Source organism: Solibacillus sp. FSL W7-1324 (genome assembly GCF_038008025.1).
In the GTDB taxonomy this organism is placed as follows: Bacteria; Bacillota; Bacilli; order Bacillales_A; family Planococcaceae; genus Solibacillus.
Window position 1 is genome coordinate 58,803 of the sequence record NZ_JBBOYH010000002.1, and the last position, 19,902, is coordinate 78,704.

The following is a 19,902-nucleotide window of genomic DNA, read 5'->3' on the forward strand; positions in this document are numbered from 1 at the left end:
AAGAGTTTATAAGCTCACCTCTTTTTCCAATCTTCTTAATTCTTTTTTATATAGAAATTAAGATAATTTAATTTCTACATCTATTCTTTTTTTAGCAACACATACGCCATTCTTAACAATATAACATTCCACATAATGATTCCCTTTAAATTGTGTTTCTTCGTAATGTGTTAATTTATCCGTTTGTTGAATTTCTCCACGAATACTATCCTCTCGTTTGGCGATTATGCCTCTATTTCTCACTTTCCAATACACATTATAAGGTGCTGGAACGTTTGTTTTAGCTTGAAAGTACAACTGACACTTTGGTAATAAAACCTCTCTTTTTAACCTCATGATTTGTAGCCAACCAAGCGTTTTTTCGTTTTTTACTACTTTGCAATCTAAATTTAATTCATATTGAGATTGATAGTTTACTGGAAGTAGATTCTGAATAAATTCTTCTGTTTCTCTAAAACGTACAAATTCTTCTTCTGCTTCATTAAAAGAACTGTAAGATTCCAGAGCCTTTGAAATTTCTTCTTTTTGAGTTGTCCAATACGAATGATTAAAGAATGCTTCCCACGCTTCAATAGCTTGCAAATCTGTACAAGTATCATCAAAAAGTATTTCTAATTTTGACAATTTTTCGTTCAGTCGATTGTATAAGTTATCCATCTTCGTATCATCTTTACTGACCAGTTTGAGACTTTTCGTAGGATCGGTTGGATTAACTACTTCTTTATTCCATAGCAATCTATCTCTTATCGCCTTTATTGTATAATAGAAACATTCATCCATTCTTTCATAGGATTGAAATTTTTCGTCTGCTAAAACACTTTGAATGAGTCCACCAGGCATATTCACCCAACCATCTCTTGACTTAGAAAACATTTTTAACAATCGAACAACTTCTCTTAATTGATAATTTTTTTCTGTATTTGCATCCAAAAACCACTTTGTTATTGCTCTTGGATTTCTTTCTCTCCACTCGCTGCCACAATGTTCATATGTGTAAGTATCATCCGATTCATTCTTTTTATATCTTCGGTAGATTGCAAAATCAATGTGATACCCTTCCTGATACTCGATACGAACACAATTTGTCTTCGCAGTAGGTTCTTTCTTGAAATTCTTACATTTTCTTTTTAAAGCATTAACAATCATATTCTTTGTTGCAGTTGTCCCAGGAGGAAGTTGGTCTTTTTCAAACACAATAGCCACATCTATATCGTAATCATTACTTTCGTTTTGGGTAACAGTAGCCATCGCCATACTACCTTGAACAATCGCTTCTTCAGATAATTTGTAACTTGTTCCTTTTTCCTGATTGTATTCTTTTAAACCTTCCTTCAATCTGTTAATGTTTAGATTCTTTTTCTCGAAAAGTGAATCCTTTTCTTTTTTCGGCAACACGACATGCTTACCGTAAAACGTGTTAAACTTACCGTTAAGATTCTTCATTCCCAATTTGATTCGCCCCTGTGATTTTTATTTTTACTGGATTTCCTGCTTTTTGAAGGTTTATAGCCCAATTGTATTTTGGAGAAGCTATTCCTAAATGGTTATACACCCAAATTTCTTTATCCATTCTTGGAGAAATGGTACTTCCCAAACGATAAGCTAAAGAAGGTTGACCTGAATAGAACAAATGAATTTTTTCTAAATGAGGATATGTTTGATTGATTTTATCCAATAGCTGACGAAACTGCTTCTGATATTCATTAAGTTGTTCCATACATTTAATTGCATTTCTGTGAGGTGGCTTTAAATGAAGATAAAAGGAATTAAATTTATCTAAATCCAATCCGTTTAAGTCCGTTTCATGTATAGGATAAGTAACCCCTATTCTCACTATTACTTCCTTTGTTTCATCTACCGTTTGTTTCGAAATGTCTTCTTCAAGCATCAAAGGAGGACATACTTCACTTTTTTCCTTCACTTTTTCCCATTTTAAAAAATTCTGATTCCATTCAAAGTAAGAACTATTAGACTTATCAGCAATTTGATAACCGAGTAAAACGAGAAGTGGAATATGAGCTAATCCCCAATAAGATACTTCTATATCTGTATGTCCATCCAGACGTTGAAGTATTTTTTGTACAATCTTATCCTGTTCCCTTAAAGCATGTTGTAAATTTTGTTCATTAATGTTTTTTAATTCTTCTGTTTGAATTATCGAAAAGGGTTCAATGTTATAATTCGATAAATCAACATCAACTTTCGAATAATCCCCTGCTTCAATAGAAGAATGGCGAATCTGCAACATGGTTTGTAGTTTTCTTTTTTCTTTTGTTTTAAAATAAAACCAAATACCAAGACCAATTAATACTAAACCAATCGCAAACACTACATAATCAATAGAATCATCTGGAAGAGGTATGTCTTGATTGAACTGATTATTTATTAAAGGGATAAGTATAGGCAACCACCATTCCTTAGCAATACCACCTAAGACCAGAGTTGAACCTGTTCCAAGTAACAATAAAACAATCTTTTTTTCATGCCAACCTTTAAACAGGTTTAATATTTTTTTCAACATCTCTAACCCTCTCTCATACTTAAATCTTGCAAACTACTGTCTTAACCAATTCATATGTAAGATTACTATTTCCTTGATAAAAATATCAGTAATGTTAAGTAATACATGATTATCATACCATAACATGAAAAAAGCAGGAGGAAATCCCTCCTATTCCCTATTCAATAATCTGGGCGCGTTTGTGGAGCAATGCAAGTAGATAATTATCAAACTTTATTTCAAATTTACATTATTACTTCTAGTGTATTTCTTTTAATCCCGCAAAATTTGCAATGAAGGACTCGTTTCGCGCCAATAAAAAATAGAGGTAATTTTTTTTACCTCTACAATATAATTCTAATTCAGTACATATACTAAACGCCGGCAATTTCATGTAACAGCAAATCATTTGAACGTCTCAATCACTGTTGTCCGTTTCCCAAGAAGATAATAAAGGCAGCCGCAATAACCCACTTTTAAATTTATTTCGGAATTTTACTTCGATGATCAATTTATTATCCAACGTAATTTTATTTTCATCTTCCCTCACCTTATGTTTGCTAACAAAGCTGTATAATTTCTTTCGGTCCTCTTTTGTCATGAACTCAATCATACCTGCGTATTCGCCATTCAGATAAGATAGATAAACACCGAATTTCTTCTTCCTTATGCCATGAACAGCTACAGACTCAAAATTGTACGCAATGACCTTTAACCATGCACTAGAGCGTCTCCCCCGAGAATCGTAAATGGAATCTTTACCCTTTAAAATCAATCCCTCAAGTCCATGCTGTTTAATTAACTCAAAATATTGAACAGCATCCGTACCATCTACATATTGAATAAGGACTAACTTATCTGACGGCTCAATTACATCTGCGAGTATTTGTTTTCGCTCCATTAAAGGCTTCTTCCGTAAATCTTCCCCTTTGTAGAATAGGATGTCAAAAGCGACTAATTGAAGCGGGGCTGTGCGGTGTTTCGCGCGGTACTGATTCTGCAACAGTTCAAAATTGCTTTTCCCTTCTTCATCTACTGCGATTAATTCACAATCTAGTATCGTATTATCAGGAATCTCTACACTTTGAAATTCTTTAAATACAGAAGTAAATTCATTCTTGTGTCTTGAATATAACCGAATTTTACCGTCCCACTTGCTAATTAACATTCTCCAACCATCCATCTTTAGCTCCGCGCAAAAACGGCTGTCATTGAAGGGCTTATCCACTTTTTCTAAGAGCATGGGTTCAACAAACATACATTATCACCTCTATCATCTTCATTAAGTATGGTTAAATGGCTGGTTAATTAATCAGGCGATCCGGCGTTCTCATTCAATAAATCCGGAACAAAAATAATTATTTTGAGAAATTTAACTTAAAATGTCCTCTATACGCCCTTCTAGTAACGAATTGATTGTAGTAATGTATGTATCAGATAAATTAAAGGAGGCCATTATGATGTTTGGACTTATATATATAGAAGGAAAACAACCACAAGCTGTAGAACAAGAATTTAGTAGCATTGAAGCAGCTAACACTTTTGCTAAAGAAAATGGATATGAAGAATATAAGGTTGTGCCATTAAGTACAGGAAAATTAGATTTAACGAGTGCTAACGTTGATCTAGGTATTGTCGATTAATCGAGAGCATAGCAAAGCCCCCGCGTATTTTTGCGCGTTGGCACTTGCTAAATCGAATATTTCCTTTATCCAAATGAAATGAACTGTAGTTTAATCTTCTGAAACTTCATCTAAGTAAGCATGTAACGATATTCCCCACTCATCGCATGTAGCATCATCATTTGTAATTTGTCCACCGTAACCAAATAGACTACCATGTGCTACACATCTTTCACCAAAATTAAATTCACAAGTGTTGCATATTTTAAGAACGCGTTTTTCAACTACACTTACATCGTCTCTCATTACTGATTCCCTCCTTTACATAGTAACAATGGTTTCAAACTACATTTACGAGCTGCTATTTCACTTATTTATTTTAAAGGAAAAAGTGATTAATGCCATTAGTTAGTAATATACCAGCTAGTCCGAGCGCCGATATAATAACAGGTTTCTTTGCTTTTTCTTTTTCGAGCTTCAAAGTTCCCCAAAATTCCTCTATCCATCCATACATGCCATATACGCCGATCATGAATACTGCAATTGATATAAATAGGATTGCAATTGTTATCCAATAAAGTACCACATGTTTCACTCCCTTAAAAATGTACTTGGAACCTCGTAACGTTTTATTTATACTTCAAACCGCTTTGAGCATACCCCCAGGGCGCGGTACTGCAACTGCCATTATCCGTAATGTGTAACGTTTAATCTATAGTATATCTTAATTGAAATCCAATTAAATGTCGTTACTTTTTAGTGTAATGGTATTTTCTCCTGCATGATTTAAAGATAATTCCACTATTGCTATAACTAATGAAAAAACGTTGAAGCACATAATCGACCGTAGTAACCGCGCTTAAAAAGGCATTAAAAACGGCAAACAGGATAATCTGTTTGCCGTTTGCGTTATTGGGATACGCTCCAACACCAAGAGCCATAGCCGATAGGATAAACCGTAATTTCTTCACCCTCATATTCAATTATTTTTGAGGCATAAACCTCTGTTTCGCGGTCTTCAGTCAATGAATTGAAAATCACAATAAAAGCGTCGATGTTCTCGTCGTAATATGTACTTGTATCGTTGTCAGCAAGGGCTTTTAAAATCTCTTTTCCTACATCTTTTGTGAACAAAGGACATTGCCAACCATTCCAAGTGTTGCCCTTAAATGTGTATCCTTCAAATGAAGGGGTATCGTCTAACCAAAATGATTTCTTCTCAATTTGTATCATGGTATATTGTTCTCCTTTAAGGATATTTATTTATTTTTGGTAACCTAAAAACAGATTATCGCAATATTAACTTTTGAACAAAAAACGAGCTATTTTTCAAAATGAAAATTCTTATAACCCACAAAGCAATTAAAAAAGGACAGGAATCGCTATAATAAATAGCAAATCCTGTCCTTTTAACAATCTATCCATTGCAACACCTGAAGTAATTTCACCACTTGAAAAGTCCGGCCTCTTAGTTTTCTATGCCGTTAAAATAATATTTATAAATGCTGTAAGGAATAGAACGTAGAACCCGCAACAAGCAAAAACTAATGCTTCTGATATCATCTTCCTATTTCCAATTAAAGCTGATACTACCAATAAACCAATTCCCAAAAGAATAAATATTGGAGTTAATGCTATAAAAATAATATGTATCGCCCCCCTTTCAAATGTATTTCATAATAACTTATACACCGTTGCCGTATAAGTTATTCCATTTTTTGAGTTATATTTATAATATTTATTTCTAAAGAAAACACCTAATAGCTTCTATGTAGTTTTATAAAGGAAATTTCGAATATAAATGGATTATTATGTTAAAATAATTGAAAGTATAGGAAACATTAAAATTTACACTGGAGTGAGAATAATAAAAAAATCAAAATGGACGAAGGGTATAACATATATTATTTGTTTTTTACTAGTGGTTCTTTATTGGAATATTGATTCTAGTGAAAAAATCCAAGCTGACTGGCTGCTGCCTATAATATTAATGAGTGAAGCCTTGTTAATAGTGAACATGGGACTTTTAATACAATGGCAAAGGAATTATGAAAAGGATAAGTCATGGTCATATGAATTTATTATTTTTGTACTTTGCCTCAATATTGCTGCATTAGCCTGGATTTCAGGACTTTTAATTACATAAGAAAAGTAATATTAAAAAACAGCCAAGCAATGACTAACTAATCGTTGCTTGGCTGTTTTTTGATGTTTTTATTAGCGCTATTGTTTCTCGAATGAGGTAGTACCAACATACAATGACCAGGTACATAATTTGAAACGCCATGATGATAACGCAACCTAATACTAATCCGATTATGAATGGATTGAATCGTTCGGTCATTCGTCCAGTTGCAAAAAAATCAAAAATAATTGCAAGCATGGTTATTTTTGCAGCGTTTTTCGCGGTATTTAAGATTGGTCCATATACTGAATAACGTAATACTAGCAGTAAAATACTGATGAAAAATAGGTTTGGTATGTGTTGCCACATGAATTGCGGCGCCATCTGGTCTGGATAAAGGAAAGCTAAGATAGGCCATATTATGCCGAATATCGTAACGATCCAACCGAAAGCGACTGATTTTACTAATTTTGTGTTCATGTTGCCGATTCTCCTTGCTGTATGACTATAAATAAAAAATATCAAACAAATGTTAAATTAACATGATTTAATTTTAACATTTGTTTGATATATTGGTAATTACGTAAGGAACTGTTTCTTTAACTGTAGGCTCTTTTCGGACTAAAATATACACAAAAATTATGAGTTTCTTCTATTATATAGGGAAAAATATAGTTACATTTCAAAGGCGATTTAATTTGCTTAAAATATTTTAGAAACAGTATTCTAGCATTTGTTCTCCTTATAGGAATTCGTCAACATCTTCTGCGTGTAACTTAATATAATGCTGCATAATCGTTTGAGCAGATTTATGGCCTGACTGTTTTGCTATCGTTGGAATATCAGCACCATTTTTGTACATGGTTGTGATCTGAGTTTTTCTAAATGTATAAGGCGGGAAGTCTAGCCATTTTTTAATCATGGAGTTGTAGCTATCCTCTTTAATTTGAGCACTTGTATAATTGCCCCATTTATCAATCTTTCCTACGAAAAAGTCGTCTGGTTGCAAGTTAAATCGAATTATGTACTTTTTCACAGCTTGCACCGCTTCTAGTGTTAATCGTTTTCTTGCCATTTCCCCCTGTTTGATCAATTGCACATGCACAGTTCTTTTATCTAGTTCGAAGTCACTGACCTTTAATCGAACCATTTCTGATGGACGGTTAGCCGTATAAAGATTTACTAAACAAATAGCACGAATCCGTATATCTTTATCCTCTGCTGTATCGTACCGATCTATAAGGCGCAGTACATCGGATTGCTTTTCCACCTGTACCCCATGCATCGACTTCAATCGTAGATAATCCTCTGTTGAATACAATTTACGAAGCATTGTAATTTCAAGCTCTTGTTCCCCAGTCGGACTAATGCCATGAACATTTTTTAACCAATACTTCACACCTGCAGCTCTACGGTTGAATGTCGATAAGCGTACTTTTGCTTTTGTTACTGAATCATGTAAATAAACGATCAAGCTTTCAAAATCTACACCTAAGTAATGTTTGGAACAGAATCGCTCAAATAATTGAAAGTCGGGTTTGTACACATCCGCTTTTTTTATTTTGATACTTTTTATAGTTTCGTCCTTTTCGGCATTTAATTTGTAATTACCAAAAGACAACACTTTTTCTTCCATATAATATAACATCCTCCTCCCATAAAATTTCACGAATAGGATTTTGAATTGTTTGAATTTTATACGATATTTCACTAACGTTACATCTGTTCACATTTTAGACACAATTCAATTCTCCCCCTTTTATTATACCTATGAAAGTCCTGAATTATCAAATCCAGACAAGCAACGTTTTCTTGATTAGAAAAATATGGTTATATATTTCTTCGCTTGAAAATTTTTATTCTAAAACTCTTTTTTAGTATTGACTTTTTGGTTTTGTTGGTGTTTAAAAACGACTGATTTTTTCTTCATTAAATTAGTAAGAAATTGGATAAAATTTTAAACTCTTTAATTTTCCATTTTCTTGCTTTTGTAATCCCTATTTTTAACATGGGTATTTATGGTTTTATTTTTGGTGAAGTGATGTGAAATTCCGTTTTATGGAATTATTTAGAAGGACGCTCAGACGAATCGAAATTAAGTTTTGCGATACTAGGTCTTACTCGAATCGTCTGAGAGCCATTTTGTAAGAGAGGGTTATTTAGTATTTGTTAGCATATGTAGTACAGAATTTTTCATAGACTCCATAAGTTCTTCAGTTAATTCGTGATCTGCTCCCCAACATGGGTCTACTCGGTCGATAATGAAACTTGATATGCGTTCAATAATTTCTTCAGGCGTAATTAAATTTCTCTCGCTTGCTTCTTTCATAATTGTCGTCATTTTTCTAAAGTAACCGGCAAGATCACTTGGGAAAATAAATGTTCTATCGTAAACATTAAATAAACGATAATATTCTTCAAATCCAGCACCAGCAACAATTTCTAAGCTTTCATCGTACTTCTCCGCTTCTAATGTTCGTTTAACTTTAGCTGCAACATAGGATTCTTTTTCATTTGCATACTTTAGGTAGACTGGCGGGATTTCAAACATATTTTCTGCTTCAAAAACAGTTGATACTTCTTCACCTAACAAATATTTAATTGGGTGACAATGACTTCCTTTAAACTGTAATTCTTCAAATATTAATTTCTCTGCAAGAGTTAAATTGCTTAAATAGTATTGGCTGTCGATTTCATCATGTTTTACGATAAGAATGATCAATGAACAAAAAGCAGGAAATTCATTGGGGTCCATTTTTTTTTACATAATCATCTACATCATATCTTGTAATATCACTCGTATAAAGGTAATGGAATATCGCTACTTTCTCATTGTTATCTTCCGTTTCCCTAACTCTTTCAATTAAGCCGCTTAGGTACTCTAATGTGGCGTCACCTGCATAAAGACTATCGTACTCTTTTTTTACCTCTGCGAATTTGTTTTCATCTTCCTTTTCAAAGTTCCAATTAAGGATTCTTTCTTTTTCAGCTAATGCTTCATTAAATGCTGTCATATATATTTAACCTCCATAACGTTATTATCAAAACATATCACAGGTTTTTAAAACAAGCTCGCACGATTCTTTGTTTCTGATAAAATTTTACTTAAAAAGTTATATTTAATTATATGGTATGGAACCCAGTTAAAATAAAAAAGCCTACCCGCTAACGGATAGACTAATCATACGAAAATAGCCAATGCAGCTATTGGCCATTTAGCTTTAATTCCTGAAGAAAAAAAATAAATTGCGTCTATTTATCTAAAACAATCTTAACTTTCTCAAATTGGATTGTTGGATAATGTGTTTTTATTAATTCTTTACGAGTAGTGGATTTATCATACCGATTGTGTCCAATAGGCTCATTCAAATAGGATTCTTCCAGAACGAGCACATCTTCAAACGGCCCTGTTGTTATTACTGGAATTGTAATGATGATCCAGTTTATCGCAGTAACAAATGTAGTTTCATTTACTTTTAATACATACCGTTTCAAAAGAACCACTCCATTAATTTTTGTTTCAAGCCCTTCTAGTATAGCATCTAAAAGTTCCATGACCTTGTTGTTTTATTTATGCTCTTTATTTCATAATTCTCTACTCGAAACCTTTAATAGACTTTAAAAAAGAATTTATATATAAATGTGTAAATCATATATAAAGAGATATAAGCGACAAAAAAACCTTGAAAAAAGGAAGTAATACTTATATCTAATAACGTTTTTGCCGAATATAGCCCATCTGTTAGATATCCTATTACAACCGCTATTGCACCTATTAATAGCGTGAACCAACTTCCTATACTCAACATATTTCACTCCTTCTAACTTACAATTTTATTTAATGCATACTTTATTTCTTATAAGCATTCTTAATAGATCATACAAGTTGATTCAATACATTCAATACGTTTAGATTCTTCTCTTGGTCGATACTTAACGCCTCGAATAAGGACTTGATTGTATGCGGATTATTCTTAGAATTGCCATCGATTATCAAGATTTTAACCGTTTCAAGGTCGTCGTGACTAATAATAGTATTATCTATACTAGCGACTTGTAGAAGCAAGTTACAGACGTTTACAGCATGTTCTTCTATAGGGGTTGTATCTCCTATTTCTAATGGATTGAATTTTTGGATGGTTTGGTTAGTAGGGTTTATTTCAACTGCCTTATTTGTCAGTTGTACAAGTTTGCGGAATTCTAGATAATCAGTCAGAGGCATATCTTTTAAATTTTCATTTATGATTGCCACCCTACCATTATATTTACGACCACCGCGCACACAAGGTTATTTAATATTTCATTGAGATTTTTCAAGAGTGTCACCAGCCCTTTTCACACGTAATTTACGTTCATTTTCCAAGAAAATCTCCATTAACCGTTTAACACTTTCATTTAATTCACTATTTCTAGAAGGGTCTGGAGTTGTGCCAAGCTTACTCATTGAAAGCTTTTTCGTTAAAAGAATTTTATTGTTGTTGTTAAGTGCTAATCGTTTTTGTTTCTTTTTATCGATTCGCTTATTCATTATATTTAGACCTCTTTCATAAGGATTTACGATAATCGTACAACTAAATCACAAATCCAACAAAAAAGCTCCTATTGTTTGAAAGCCTGTCAGCTGTCAGCTCTTATTAAAGGTTAATGATCACTACTACAACTAAGCCAATTAAAAAACCGGTCGTAATGACTGCATTTTTAAACCAAAATTGGCGAGGCTTTTTACAAATTAAATAGTCACTTGCTATGGTGCCTATTATAAATGAAAACGCTAATATTATTAATGATGGAAGGTATAAGTGACCAGCTATATCAATACGTGTCAGAATGCCCCCAATGGATCCTAGCAGCACAAATAACATTGCTGCATCACACAGTAGACCGGCTGATCGTTGTACTTAATTCCGGTGTATAACTATCAACCAACAATGTTTCAATAATATTCTCATCGTGAAGCAACTCAGGGCGCTTTTTTTTATAATAATCTAGCATCGTATTTTTAACTCCTGTAATTAACCAACTCCTTATATATGTAACTTCTGTAACAACTGAAGGTGAAACCAAGATTTTTGTGAAAAAATCTTGAATAATATCATCAGCGATTACGTCACTTTTAGTTAAACCAATTAAAAAGTTTCGTAAATAGACATAATGCTCATTGTATATTTCTTCAATTAGAACTAATGGATTCATATTAGACATTTTTTAATCTCCCTGAATCAATTTACCGTCACAAGTGAGACGGTTTGAAAATCGTAAAAGTTACTTTTAATTTTTTTTTTTATAAAAAAATTTTTTATCAACTGAAATTAGCTGTTATTTACCCATTATTACTTTCAATGATATTTACATATTACCTAAAGAGTAATGCTCCCTTTTGACGTGAAAGACTGAAAGCAGCTTGATGGTCCAGCTTTTTAGCAATAGGACATTTTGTTCTGCCTACCTTACATATGCCAATATTTTAAAAAGGAAGTTGGAAATAAAACTTAAGTAATCAAATTATTTTTATCGTTTTTTACTTTTAATTAGCTTACCTCTCTTTATGTAATAGTAACAAAAAAAGGGGTGAGCCAAATGATGGATGAAAAATCTACTGAAAATCGCCAGTCTGAGGAAATCAAGCCAATGTACATTTGTGATATTAGTAGAGAATGTTGTTATCACAACATTAAGTGTAATGTGATGGTTATTACAGCTGATCGAAAAAGTATTTGCAGTATATGTATGTAAGGAAAAATGTCTAAGTCGAAACTGAAAAAGAAAAGGAGTGGCAATTTAATGAATTATAACGGAGCTAAAATGAAAAGTGCATTAATTACTAAAACATTAGAAGATCTCTATAATCTTCCTGCTTTTGCTAAGGTAAAGAATGATTTTAAACGAAATGGAGTAAACCCGGAAGATTTGAATGTAGCACTTGGGTATCAGTTCAATACATTCCCTGAGCAAGAAGAAGTCAAATATACTCGGTATGTTCAATTACACAACAATCAAAATACGGCTCAAATTGTTTTCTCTGTTACAGAACCAATAAAGGGGCAAAAAGAATATACCCTAATCAGTAACCTTAAAAAAGAGGAAAAACAAAATGGTAATATTGTTGTTGCTCAAAATGTATTAAGAGATAAGGAAGTTATTGAAAAAGAACTTCTTTTCGATACAGAAAACTACAACCAACTGTTTGAAGAGACACATGTAGAAGAAGATATCAATTTTGCTGCATTTGAAGAACCAATCAAAGCACAATGGAGTTTCTCTGGCTGTGCACCAGGTATTCCCCACTATGAACATTGTGGTCCTGGGTGTGGTATCGGTCTTACTTATGGTGGAGGCACACCAATAAATTCGACAGATACATGCTGTAGAGGTCATGACGCTTGCTGGAAAATGTTTGGTAACGGCGACGCTTGCTGCGATAAAGAATTCCTTAAATGTCTTGAAGGTAAAACAACAGTAACAGCTGATATTGCTCAAGCATGGTTTAGTAGTAATGCTAAGAAATGTTAGAATTAAATTAGTATACCAAACCTAATATTCTCCATAAAAAAGCCGGTAGCTTCTCTTTAAGAGAAATTATCGGCTTTTTGTTAAGACTAAGCTTTGGGAAACCTAGCGCGGTAAAAGCACAGATTGGTAAGGATTTAATAACAATTATGTTGGTCGAATTGAACCCTTTCTTCGTGTGGCTTTGAAATAAAGTTGAACTGTTTATAAAAAGTTGTACCGTTTTGAAAAAAGTTTAACCGTTTATATAAAAGATGAACCGGAATTTCCTATCTCTATAAAGAGAAGGGGTTTCGGTTTTTCTTGTGGATTTAAGAACCTGTTAAGTGATAATAAAGTTATTCCATAAAAGGGCCATATTGTGGAGCAACATTTTTTCTTGGGGAAGTCTTAGAGAAGATGCAAATTTATACCGATAAAAGAATGGCTATACAAGTTTTTATGCAAATTAAAGATCATGCCCAGCAAGTATAAAAGCTGCTTTAGCAACGTTTCATTGACTTGCATAAAATCACTTATAAACAATGTTCCATAAGAAAAGCGAGAAACGCTATTAAGTCAACGTTTCCCGCATTTTGGTGTATTCCCAAACTTTTATTTGGGAACGTTATTAGGTTTAGTTATGAATACGTTATAAATCGTTGTTGCACTAAGCCTCCGTTAATAAAAAAAATTTATTTTTTTAATTACTATCGTTGACGCTAAATTCAACCTTTGCTTTTATTTTATATTTTTTCTTTTGTCCCGTTTCCTCGTTAGCTATAACACCAAAGTCTGCAATGCCATTTACAACATAATGTCCCTTTGGAAACTCTTGATTCATAATTTGTTTCATAAACTCTATATATTCTTTTTTGTCCTGTGAACCATACCCGCCACTTCCCCTATATTCTTCACGGAGTGGTTCCCCTTTAATTAGTTTCGTGCTTAATAACGGTTCATTCATACCGTATCCAATTTCATAATTTCTCGTAGTCTCAACCATTGGAAAAGAGAATGGCGAAGCTGAATGAAAAATTTCAATTTCTTCTTTATCGCCTGTATATTCTAATTCCGCATAAATTTTTATAGGTTCATTCTTACTGTATTCTGCATTTTCTATCACAAGTCGATATACAAAGTCTTCTTCGATGACCTCAGCTTTCGTTTCTAAGGTTTGGGTATTAGACGGTTCATTATCAACCTTCTCGTTATTATTTTGTTGGCAACCAAACAACCCTATTGATAAAAACATAATAGGCAAAATCAGTTTAATATTTTTTAACATCATAAACTCTCTCCTTTGTAAACTTAGACGAAATATCTTAATAAATGTCACAATAAATTTTCATAGTATCTATTCGATTAACCTATTATGTTACTCGAAAAAGAATTGTTCCCAAAGCGGGATTGAAGTGACCCCTAAAAGTTAGACACGGTTATTTTAGACAGTTATAGGAGGATTATCGCTTATCCTTTACTAATAATCCAATCATTACAAGAATAAATCCTAAAGCTAAAAGGAAAATTTCAGAACCACCTGTTCTAAAAGCAATTTCGTGTGGTATGTATATCGCTATAAGCATCAATGCGATACCTAATAACATTATTTTAATTGAGCGCAATTCTATCACTCCTATTTTTTATCCTTATTTTAACATATTTGTTTTTTGTTTTTGCATACAATGAAAACTATGCATTCCATAATAATATAGACCCTAATACTGGTCATTGATGAAAGTAGAAGTGATTTCGAAAAGATAGATACGTTTCGTTTAAGCAGCTAGTTGGGCATGTAATCGATATTGTATCGGACTCATGCCTTTTAATTTTGCCTTAATTCGTTTCGTATTGTAGTAATGAATATATTTTTCGAGCTCTTCTTTAAAGTGCTCAATGCTTTCAAATTCTTTTAAGTAAAGAAATTCGGATTTCATGATGCCGAAGAAATTCTCCATCACGGAGTTGTCGTAACAGTTGCCTTTACGTGACATACTTTGCACAATGCCTCTCGATTGGAGCGCATGGCGATATTGCTTCATTTGATAATGCCAGCCTTGATCGGAATGCATGAGGAGCTGATGGTCTTCTGGCAAGCGCTCTAAGGCCTTTTCTAACATGTCTGAAACAAGAGAGAAAGTCGGTCTAGAGCCGATTGTGTAAGTAATGATTTCACTATTAAACATATCTAAAACTGGCGATAAATACAGCTTTTCACCAAATAATTTAAACTCTGAAATATCCGTTGTCCATTTCTCATTTGGCGCCTCCGCTTTAAATTGACGATTTAAAATATTGTCCGCAATTTCGCCAACTGAGCCTTTATACGATTTATATTTTTTCATACGGACAATACATTTTAAGCCGAGTTCTTTCATGAGGCGCTGGACCTTTTTGTGGTTCACTTTTTGCCCACGATTCGCCAGTTCATCACGAATACGACGGTAGCCATAACGGCCCTCGTGTTCGTCGTAAATCGCTTGAATGTCCGCTTTTAAATCAGCGTCTGGATCAGGCAACGCTAATTTCTTTGCGATATGATAAAACGTACTCCTTGGAATTTCTGCGTACGCGATAAGTGCTTTCACCGAATAGATATTCCTTAATTCACAAATGACGTTTACTTTGTCTTTCGTGGTGATGCTTCCTTGGCTTGAACTAAGGCATTCAACTTTTTTAAATACGCATTTTCCATTTCTAACTGCTGAATACGCGCTTGAAGTGCTTCTGTAGAGCCTTCTACTAAGTTCTTTTTAGATGATTTCGTTCCTTGTTTTTTCATGGATTGACGCCCCTTTTTCTTTGGCTGAAGGGCATCCTCTCCTAAAGTTTCGAATTGTTTTTGCCAATTCCGTATGCACGAACTGGCGCCGATATTGAAAATCGCTGCCGTTTCGTATAAGGACGTACCATGTTCAGTCATATAGTTAAGTACGTCTAGTTTAAATGCTTTTGTGTAATTTGTATATCTTCTGACGAACGCTTCTACACCGTTCTTTTGATATTGGTTCGTCAATGTGAGTAAATAGCGATGTGAAATTCCAAACTCCGCTGCTACGGCTCGGGAGCTTTGTCTACTTGTTAAATAGCGTTCAACCGCTGCTAATTTTTGTTCGGCACTCATTTTAGCCATGAAAAAACACCCCATTCGTTGGTATTGTGTCTAACAAATGGGGTGCAGTTCAGATTTGGGTGCATTTTAAAAGCTTAATACAGAAAAATTATAGACTTAATATTTCATTTATTTTTCCACTGCCTCCCAGATTTTTTGAGCAACAGGCAGACATTCTTCATCAGTGATATTCACATCAAAATATTTATTAAAGGTACTGCTAATTCCTGCTGCAAAAACATTTACAGATTCAGCTTTATTAAGTAAAGAAACAATTCTTCCTATTTCCATTTCATATTCATCATCAGGTGCTGATGGTAGCAAACCGATGGGGTCCCAATTATTAATGATTCTTTTGATTAATTTAAATGTTTTATCATATTTTTCTTTTAATTCTTTATTTGACAATGAGAATCTCTCCCTGAAAAAATATTCTAAAATCTGCTTCTTAAAAATTTACTCTTAATTAAAACATAAAAGTCCCCAAACCAACGTTTGGTAACATAATTATCTAATCCTGTACTCAAAATCGTATTTGTCCTTTTTTTATGTAATGTAGTATACCACACGAATATGACGATCCCTTATTCCACAATCTGGGCGCTTTAATTGAATATTCGCATCCCGAAATAATTAAACTCTTTTATAAGAACCAATCTAGATAAGTAAAGAACAAACTGTTTTGATTAAACTTTGTTTCAAACTTTTGGTTTCTTTCTGTATAAAATCAGCGTTTGCAACTTACTTTTAATCGAACTTTATTAAAATGCTACACTTCGAGCCACAAACACTCTAAAATACTGCATAAAAAAGACCTGCAGCAGATTGCTACAGGTAAATGGATATAACCGAATATTATAAGTCTAAGGTTTAAAACAAGCGTTGAGGGTTGTCTTTTGTGAAGTATCTAGCTCCAGCAAACTCAACCTCTTTAAATAAGTAATTTACGTCTTTTGAAGACATTTGCAACTCATGGCGGGCTTGTTCCAGGACAAACGCGTGTAATTTATTACTGATGTTTACATAGTCTTTCAAAGACTGTTTTCTTGATTCGTGAATTAAAGGTATGTTGGCACTCGTTAAGCCATTGAATGTTGCTAAAACGTCAGTAAAGGCGTCCTGAATTTGATCAAACGACTCCATTTGAATCCATTCCATTTCTCCAATGTGGTTTTCAAGTTGAAGCTGCTTAATAACGTTTGATGTGTATTCATATTGTTCAAATAATGTCATTGTGTTTTCATTTTGTAAGATCATTAAAGTTCCCTCATTTGCTATAAATTCATTACGATTGGATATCTTTAATGTTATTTTTATATATCTCTACTAATTCGTCAAATTCGCTCTTTTCAAGTTCTTTGCTATCTCTATCCGGAAGCGCTTTAATTTCATCTGAAGCCTCAGCAATTAAAAACTCTTCATTTGAAGTATGAACAGTACGTACTTCTGAAACTTTCCCTTCATTATCAAGTTGAATAATTAAAAGGGATGTTAATACGATATAGCTGTCTTCGATCTTAAGTTTGTCTTTAGTTAATTTATAAACCTTATTCATTAGAATGCCCTCCGCGTTAATTTCCAATTATTACTAGCTCACATAATTATAAATCAATGTGAGTTCATATTAACAGTATTTATTAACAATAGACATAAGAACTTTGAAAAATAACAAAAAATAATATGTGTTTTATAGTAGTTTAATAAAATTAAATAGATTGTTTTTAAACTGTAATATAAAGAATCTGTTTGTAAAATTACATAAAGTAATTCATATTATCATTTTTTCTCTTTAGGTTTCGCCTCCGCGAATAAAAGCTTTAATTTCCCTTGTTCATATGGTGCCTCTAGTGCTAATTGAGCTTTGTATGGTTTTCCTTCCTTTGTGTTAAATGAAAGGACATTTGTTTTCCCTTTAGTTAGTAATTGTTCCAGCATCTTATCTGATACGGCTTTATTGTATTGGTTCGACCATAAGAAGAAGTCACACCCATTTTTAGTACCTGAGCAATTGATACGCTTTGCAGTACGTGTAAGGCCAGATTTACATTTTGGACACTCACCTATATAGTCGATCAGCTGCACATTGTCATTTGGTATCGATTTAATTTCCTCTACAGCTAACTTCACAAAGTTTACAATCGCATTATTGAATGTTTGAGGACTTTTTCCTTTACGGATATTCTCTAACTCGATCTCCCATTGAGCAGTCATTTCAGGAGAAGTTAATACCTGTATTTTTGTTTTACGTAATGATTCAACAATGAACGCACCTTTTTTAGTAATGGTTACTTTCTTTTTGTCGTAAGTTAAGTACCCAATATTCAATAGCTTTTCTACAGTTGCCGCAAGCGTCGCTGATGTACCTATACCGCGCTCTTTCAATTTCTCTTTCATTACAGGGTCCTTAACGATAGTTGATACATTACTCATAGCAAGGATTAATGAACCGTCTGTATAAGCAGGTGGTGGAGCTGTTTCCTTTTCTTCAATCTTTGCACCAATAATGTTAGCTGAACCAACTACGACGTTTGGTGAGCCTGTGAGCGCGGCATCATCCTCATTCTCCGCGCTTTCCTTCTCTTTATCCTTTTGGTTGGTTGGCAATAAAGCTTTCCACCCTAACTCAATCGTATCATTGTACGTTGAAACAAATAAGTGATCGCCCATTCGTGTGTGAATAGATGTGTTTTGGTATTTAAATGGCGGGTTGAAGTGCATAAAGCAACGTTCCAGGACCATATCATAAATCTTTTGCTCTTCATCACTTAAACCGGTCGGAACTTTTGGCTCTACTAAAATTCCATGATGGTCCGCAACTTTATCCGGCTGTACAATCCGCTTATTTGCTGCGTGTACATATTTCTTATCTGCATTTGCTGTTAAGTGAGGATAACGGTCTTTTAGCAAATCGAATGTTTCATGCATTAAAGGAATTTCGTTTTCAGTAATATACTGGCTGTCGGTCCGGATATAGCTTAAATACTTTTTCAGGTACAAATCATTTAGCACCTCTTGTATGTGTGGGGCTTTCATGCCGAATCGTTTACTTGCTGCAGCAATCGCGCTCGCTAAATCGAATAGCAAGGGCGCCGGTGTTGTTTTCTCTTGTTTCTCACTCTTAACAACATTCGCAGGTAATGAGCGGATCTGATTAATGATGTTCTCGACAACGGATTTCTCATATTCCTTTTCAGCTTTTAAATAACCGAGGTACTTTGTGTCGCCTTGCTGGAACTGAGCCAACAATGGATAGTACATACGTTTACTGAATTTTGTACGTTCCATTTCGCGGTCATAAACCATTGCCGCGACTACATTAATAATACGTCCCATGTTTAAAGCTCTGCTACCGCCCTCGCTATAATCGACACCTGCATCTTGGGCCCACAAAGTCATTGCACGTGATAATGAAAGACCAACGATCCAGTCACTAATCGTACGCGTTTCAGCACTTTTTAATAAATTTACTTGGCTCGGGTCGTTCCATGAAATCACGTTTTTATAAGCCTGCTGCAATGCTTTTACAGACATTGACGACACCCACATACGAACAATCGGCTTTTTAACACTTAACATTCGTAATAGATTGCCGGCGATTAATTGCCCTTCTTGGGCGGCATCACTGTTGACTACCACCCTTGTTACTTCTGGCTTTTCCACTAACTTTTTAATCACGCTCACCTGCGCTTTAATGCGCGCATCGTCGATAATTTCTAACTTAATACGGTCTGGAATCATCGGTAAGGTATGCCACGACCATTTTTCCCATACAGGATTGTATGATTTGGGGGCAGCCATCGTAAATAGATGGCCGATACACCAAGTTATAAGGATATTGTTGTTACAGACAATGTAGCCTTTTTCTTCTTTAAAAGAAGTTGATAGCGCTTCGGCGGTTGAAATACCGACCGAACGTTTTTCACATATGATTAAATCCATAAGTACTCATTCCATGTTCTTCATATAATTTTTCTGCTTCATAAAGTGTTCCTAGCAGTACCATCATGCGTAGTTTTGGGTCCCAACCTTTAAATTGTTGCTTCATAGCTAAGTAAAA

24 protein-coding genes are annotated in these 19,902 nt (G+C 34.0%); 3 read left to right on the top strand and 21 right to left on the bottom strand.

Annotated elements, in window-relative coordinates:
* Positions 1–57 precede the first annotated feature (57 nt).
* From MKY71_RS18810 to MKY71_RS18820, 3 genes are all read right to left on the bottom strand, one after another.
* Positions 58–1,443 carry a nucleotide-binding domain-containing protein gene (locus MKY71_RS18810; protein WP_079524151.1) on the bottom strand — a complete coding sequence of 462 codons (1,386 nt, stop codon included), beginning with the start codon at positions 1,441–1,443 and terminating at the stop codon, positions 58–60.
* Positions 1,430–2,521, bottom strand: coding sequence for an SAVED domain-containing protein (locus MKY71_RS18815; protein WP_340733692.1), 1,092 nt, complete (start codon positions 2,519–2,521; stop codon positions 1,430–1,432). Before MKY71_RS18815 ends, MKY71_RS18810 begins: the two co-directional genes overlap by 14 nt.
* A 397-nt stretch (positions 2,522–2,918) precedes the next feature.
* A complete protein-coding gene (locus tag MKY71_RS18820; RefSeq protein ID WP_079524127.1) occupies positions 2,919–3,758 on the bottom strand; it encodes an ATP-dependent DNA ligase in 840 nt (279 codons plus the stop codon).
* Between the two features lie 202 nt (positions 3,759–3,960).
* Here MKY71_RS18820 and MKY71_RS18825 point away from each other — a divergent pair, with 202 nt between their 5' ends.
* Positions 3,961–4,143, top strand: coding sequence for a hypothetical protein (locus MKY71_RS18825; RefSeq protein WP_079524128.1), 183 nt, complete (start codon positions 3,961–3,963; stop codon positions 4,141–4,143).
* A 90-nt stretch (positions 4,144–4,233) separates the two neighbouring features.
* Here MKY71_RS18825 and MKY71_RS18830 read toward each other — a convergent pair whose 3' ends face one another.
* The 3 genes from MKY71_RS18830 to MKY71_RS18840 all read right to left on the bottom strand — a co-directional run bounded on the left by MKY71_RS18830 (position 4,234) and on the right by MKY71_RS18840 (position 5,355).
* Positions 4,234–4,428 (bottom strand): hypothetical protein, encoded by a 195-nt coding sequence (locus MKY71_RS18830; protein WP_079524129.1) that lies wholly within the window; start codon positions 4,426–4,428, stop codon positions 4,234–4,236.
* A gap of 73 nt (positions 4,429–4,501) precedes the next feature.
* Positions 4,502–4,708 (bottom strand): hypothetical protein, encoded by a 207-nt coding sequence (locus MKY71_RS18835; RefSeq protein ID WP_079524130.1) that lies wholly within the window; start codon positions 4,706–4,708, stop codon positions 4,502–4,504.
* Positions 4,709–5,031: 323 nt separating this feature from the next.
* Positions 5,032–5,355 (bottom strand): hypothetical protein, encoded by a 324-nt coding sequence (locus MKY71_RS18840; protein WP_079524131.1) that lies wholly within the window; start codon positions 5,353–5,355, stop codon positions 5,032–5,034.
* Positions 5,356–5,923: 568 nt separating this feature from the next.
* Between MKY71_RS18840 and MKY71_RS18845 the strand changes: the two genes are divergently transcribed.
* Positions 5,924–6,268: a hypothetical protein gene (locus MKY71_RS18845; RefSeq protein WP_254865259.1), complete on the top strand. Its 345-nt coding sequence runs from the start codon at positions 5,924–5,926 to the stop codon at positions 6,266–6,268.
* Positions 6,269–6,301: 33 nt separating this feature from the next.
* On the opposite strand, the gene MKY71_RS18850 is transcribed toward MKY71_RS18845, so the two are convergent.
* The 7 genes from MKY71_RS18850 to MKY71_RS18880 all read right to left on the bottom strand — a co-directional run bounded on the left by MKY71_RS18850 (position 6,302) and on the right by MKY71_RS18880 (position 11,449).
* On the bottom strand, positions 6,302–6,727 hold the full coding sequence (locus tag MKY71_RS18850; protein ID WP_079524132.1) for a hypothetical protein: 426 nt from the start codon (positions 6,725–6,727) through the stop codon (positions 6,302–6,304).
* Between the two features lie 262 nt (positions 6,728–6,989).
* Positions 6,990–7,883 (bottom strand): tyrosine-type recombinase/integrase, encoded by an 894-nt coding sequence (locus MKY71_RS18855; protein WP_176142040.1) that lies wholly within the window; start codon positions 7,881–7,883, stop codon positions 6,990–6,992.
* Positions 7,884–8,402: 519 nt separating this feature from the next.
* On the bottom strand, positions 8,403–9,002 hold the full coding sequence (locus MKY71_RS18860; RefSeq protein ID WP_340733696.1) for a hypothetical protein: 600 nt from the start codon (positions 9,000–9,002) through the stop codon (positions 8,403–8,405).
* Entirely contained in the window at positions 8,989–9,261 is a 273-nt protein-coding gene (locus MKY71_RS18865; RefSeq protein WP_079524137.1) for a hypothetical protein, read from the bottom strand. The genes MKY71_RS18860 and MKY71_RS18865 overlap by 14 nt, the downstream gene beginning before the upstream one ends.
* A 238-nt stretch (positions 9,262–9,499) precedes the next feature.
* Positions 9,500–9,742, bottom strand: coding sequence for a hypothetical protein (locus MKY71_RS18870; protein ID WP_139377703.1), 243 nt, complete (start codon positions 9,740–9,742; stop codon positions 9,500–9,502).
* Between the two features lie 805 nt (positions 9,743–10,547).
* Positions 10,548–10,775, bottom strand: a complete 228-nt coding sequence (locus tag MKY71_RS18875; RefSeq protein WP_079524139.1) for a hypothetical protein — start codon at positions 10,773–10,775, stop codon at positions 10,548–10,550.
* Positions 10,776–11,116: 341 nt separating this feature from the next.
* Positions 11,117–11,449, bottom strand: a complete 333-nt coding sequence (locus MKY71_RS18880; RefSeq protein ID WP_079524140.1) for an RNA polymerase sigma factor — start codon at positions 11,447–11,449, stop codon at positions 11,117–11,119.
* 579 nt (positions 11,450–12,028) lie between these two features.
* Between MKY71_RS18880 and MKY71_RS18885 the strand changes: the two genes are divergently transcribed.
* On the top strand, positions 12,029–12,757 hold the full coding sequence (locus tag MKY71_RS18885) for a hypothetical protein (RefSeq protein ID WP_065217341.1): 729 nt from the start codon (positions 12,029–12,031) through the stop codon (positions 12,755–12,757).
* A gap of 679 nt (positions 12,758–13,436) precedes the next feature.
* Here the strand turns inward: MKY71_RS18885 and MKY71_RS18890 are convergent.
* The 8 genes from MKY71_RS18890 to MKY71_RS18925 all read right to left on the bottom strand — a co-directional run bounded on the left by MKY71_RS18890 (position 13,437) and on the right by MKY71_RS18925 (position 19,890).
* Positions 13,437–14,021 carry a hypothetical protein gene (locus MKY71_RS18890; RefSeq protein ID WP_340733697.1) on the bottom strand — a complete coding sequence of 195 codons (585 nt, stop codon included), beginning with the start codon at positions 14,019–14,021 and terminating at the stop codon, positions 13,437–13,439.
* Positions 14,022–14,196: 175 nt separating this feature from the next.
* Complete coding sequence (locus tag MKY71_RS18895; protein WP_340733698.1) at positions 14,197–14,358, bottom strand: hypothetical protein; 162 nt, start codon at positions 14,356–14,358, stop codon at positions 14,197–14,199.
* A 150-nt stretch (positions 14,359–14,508) separates the two neighbouring features.
* Positions 14,509–15,866 (bottom strand): IS3 family transposase gene (locus tag MKY71_RS18900; protein WP_340733700.1). Its coding sequence is split into 2 segments (ribosomal slippage): positions 14,509–15,413 and positions 15,413–15,866, totalling 1,359 coding nucleotides; the frame shifts between segments, so codons are not numbered across the junction.
* 108 nt (positions 15,867–15,974) lie between these two features.
* The gene (locus MKY71_RS18905; RefSeq protein WP_065217344.1) at positions 15,975–16,253 is read right to left on the bottom strand and encodes a DUF1871 family protein; all 279 of its coding nucleotides are present in this window, start codon (positions 16,251–16,253) and stop codon (positions 15,975–15,977) included.
* 462 nt (positions 16,254–16,715) lie between these two features.
* Entirely contained in the window at positions 16,716–17,102 is a 387-nt protein-coding gene (locus MKY71_RS18910; RefSeq protein WP_065217345.1) for a hypothetical protein, read from the bottom strand.
* A gap of 28 nt (positions 17,103–17,130) precedes the next feature.
* On the bottom strand, positions 17,131–17,400 hold the full coding sequence (locus tag MKY71_RS18915) for a hypothetical protein (protein WP_065217346.1): 270 nt from the start codon (positions 17,398–17,400) through the stop codon (positions 17,131–17,133).
* A 221-nt stretch (positions 17,401–17,621) separates the two neighbouring features.
* Positions 17,622–19,784, bottom strand: coding sequence for a type IA DNA topoisomerase (locus MKY71_RS18920; protein WP_340733701.1), 2,163 nt, complete (start codon positions 19,782–19,784; stop codon positions 17,622–17,624).
* Positions 19,765–19,890: a hypothetical protein gene (locus tag MKY71_RS18925; protein WP_269454599.1), complete on the bottom strand. Its 126-nt coding sequence runs from the start codon at positions 19,888–19,890 to the stop codon at positions 19,765–19,767. Before MKY71_RS18925 ends, MKY71_RS18920 begins: the two co-directional genes overlap by 20 nt.
* Positions 19,891–19,902: the final 12 nt, after the last annotated feature.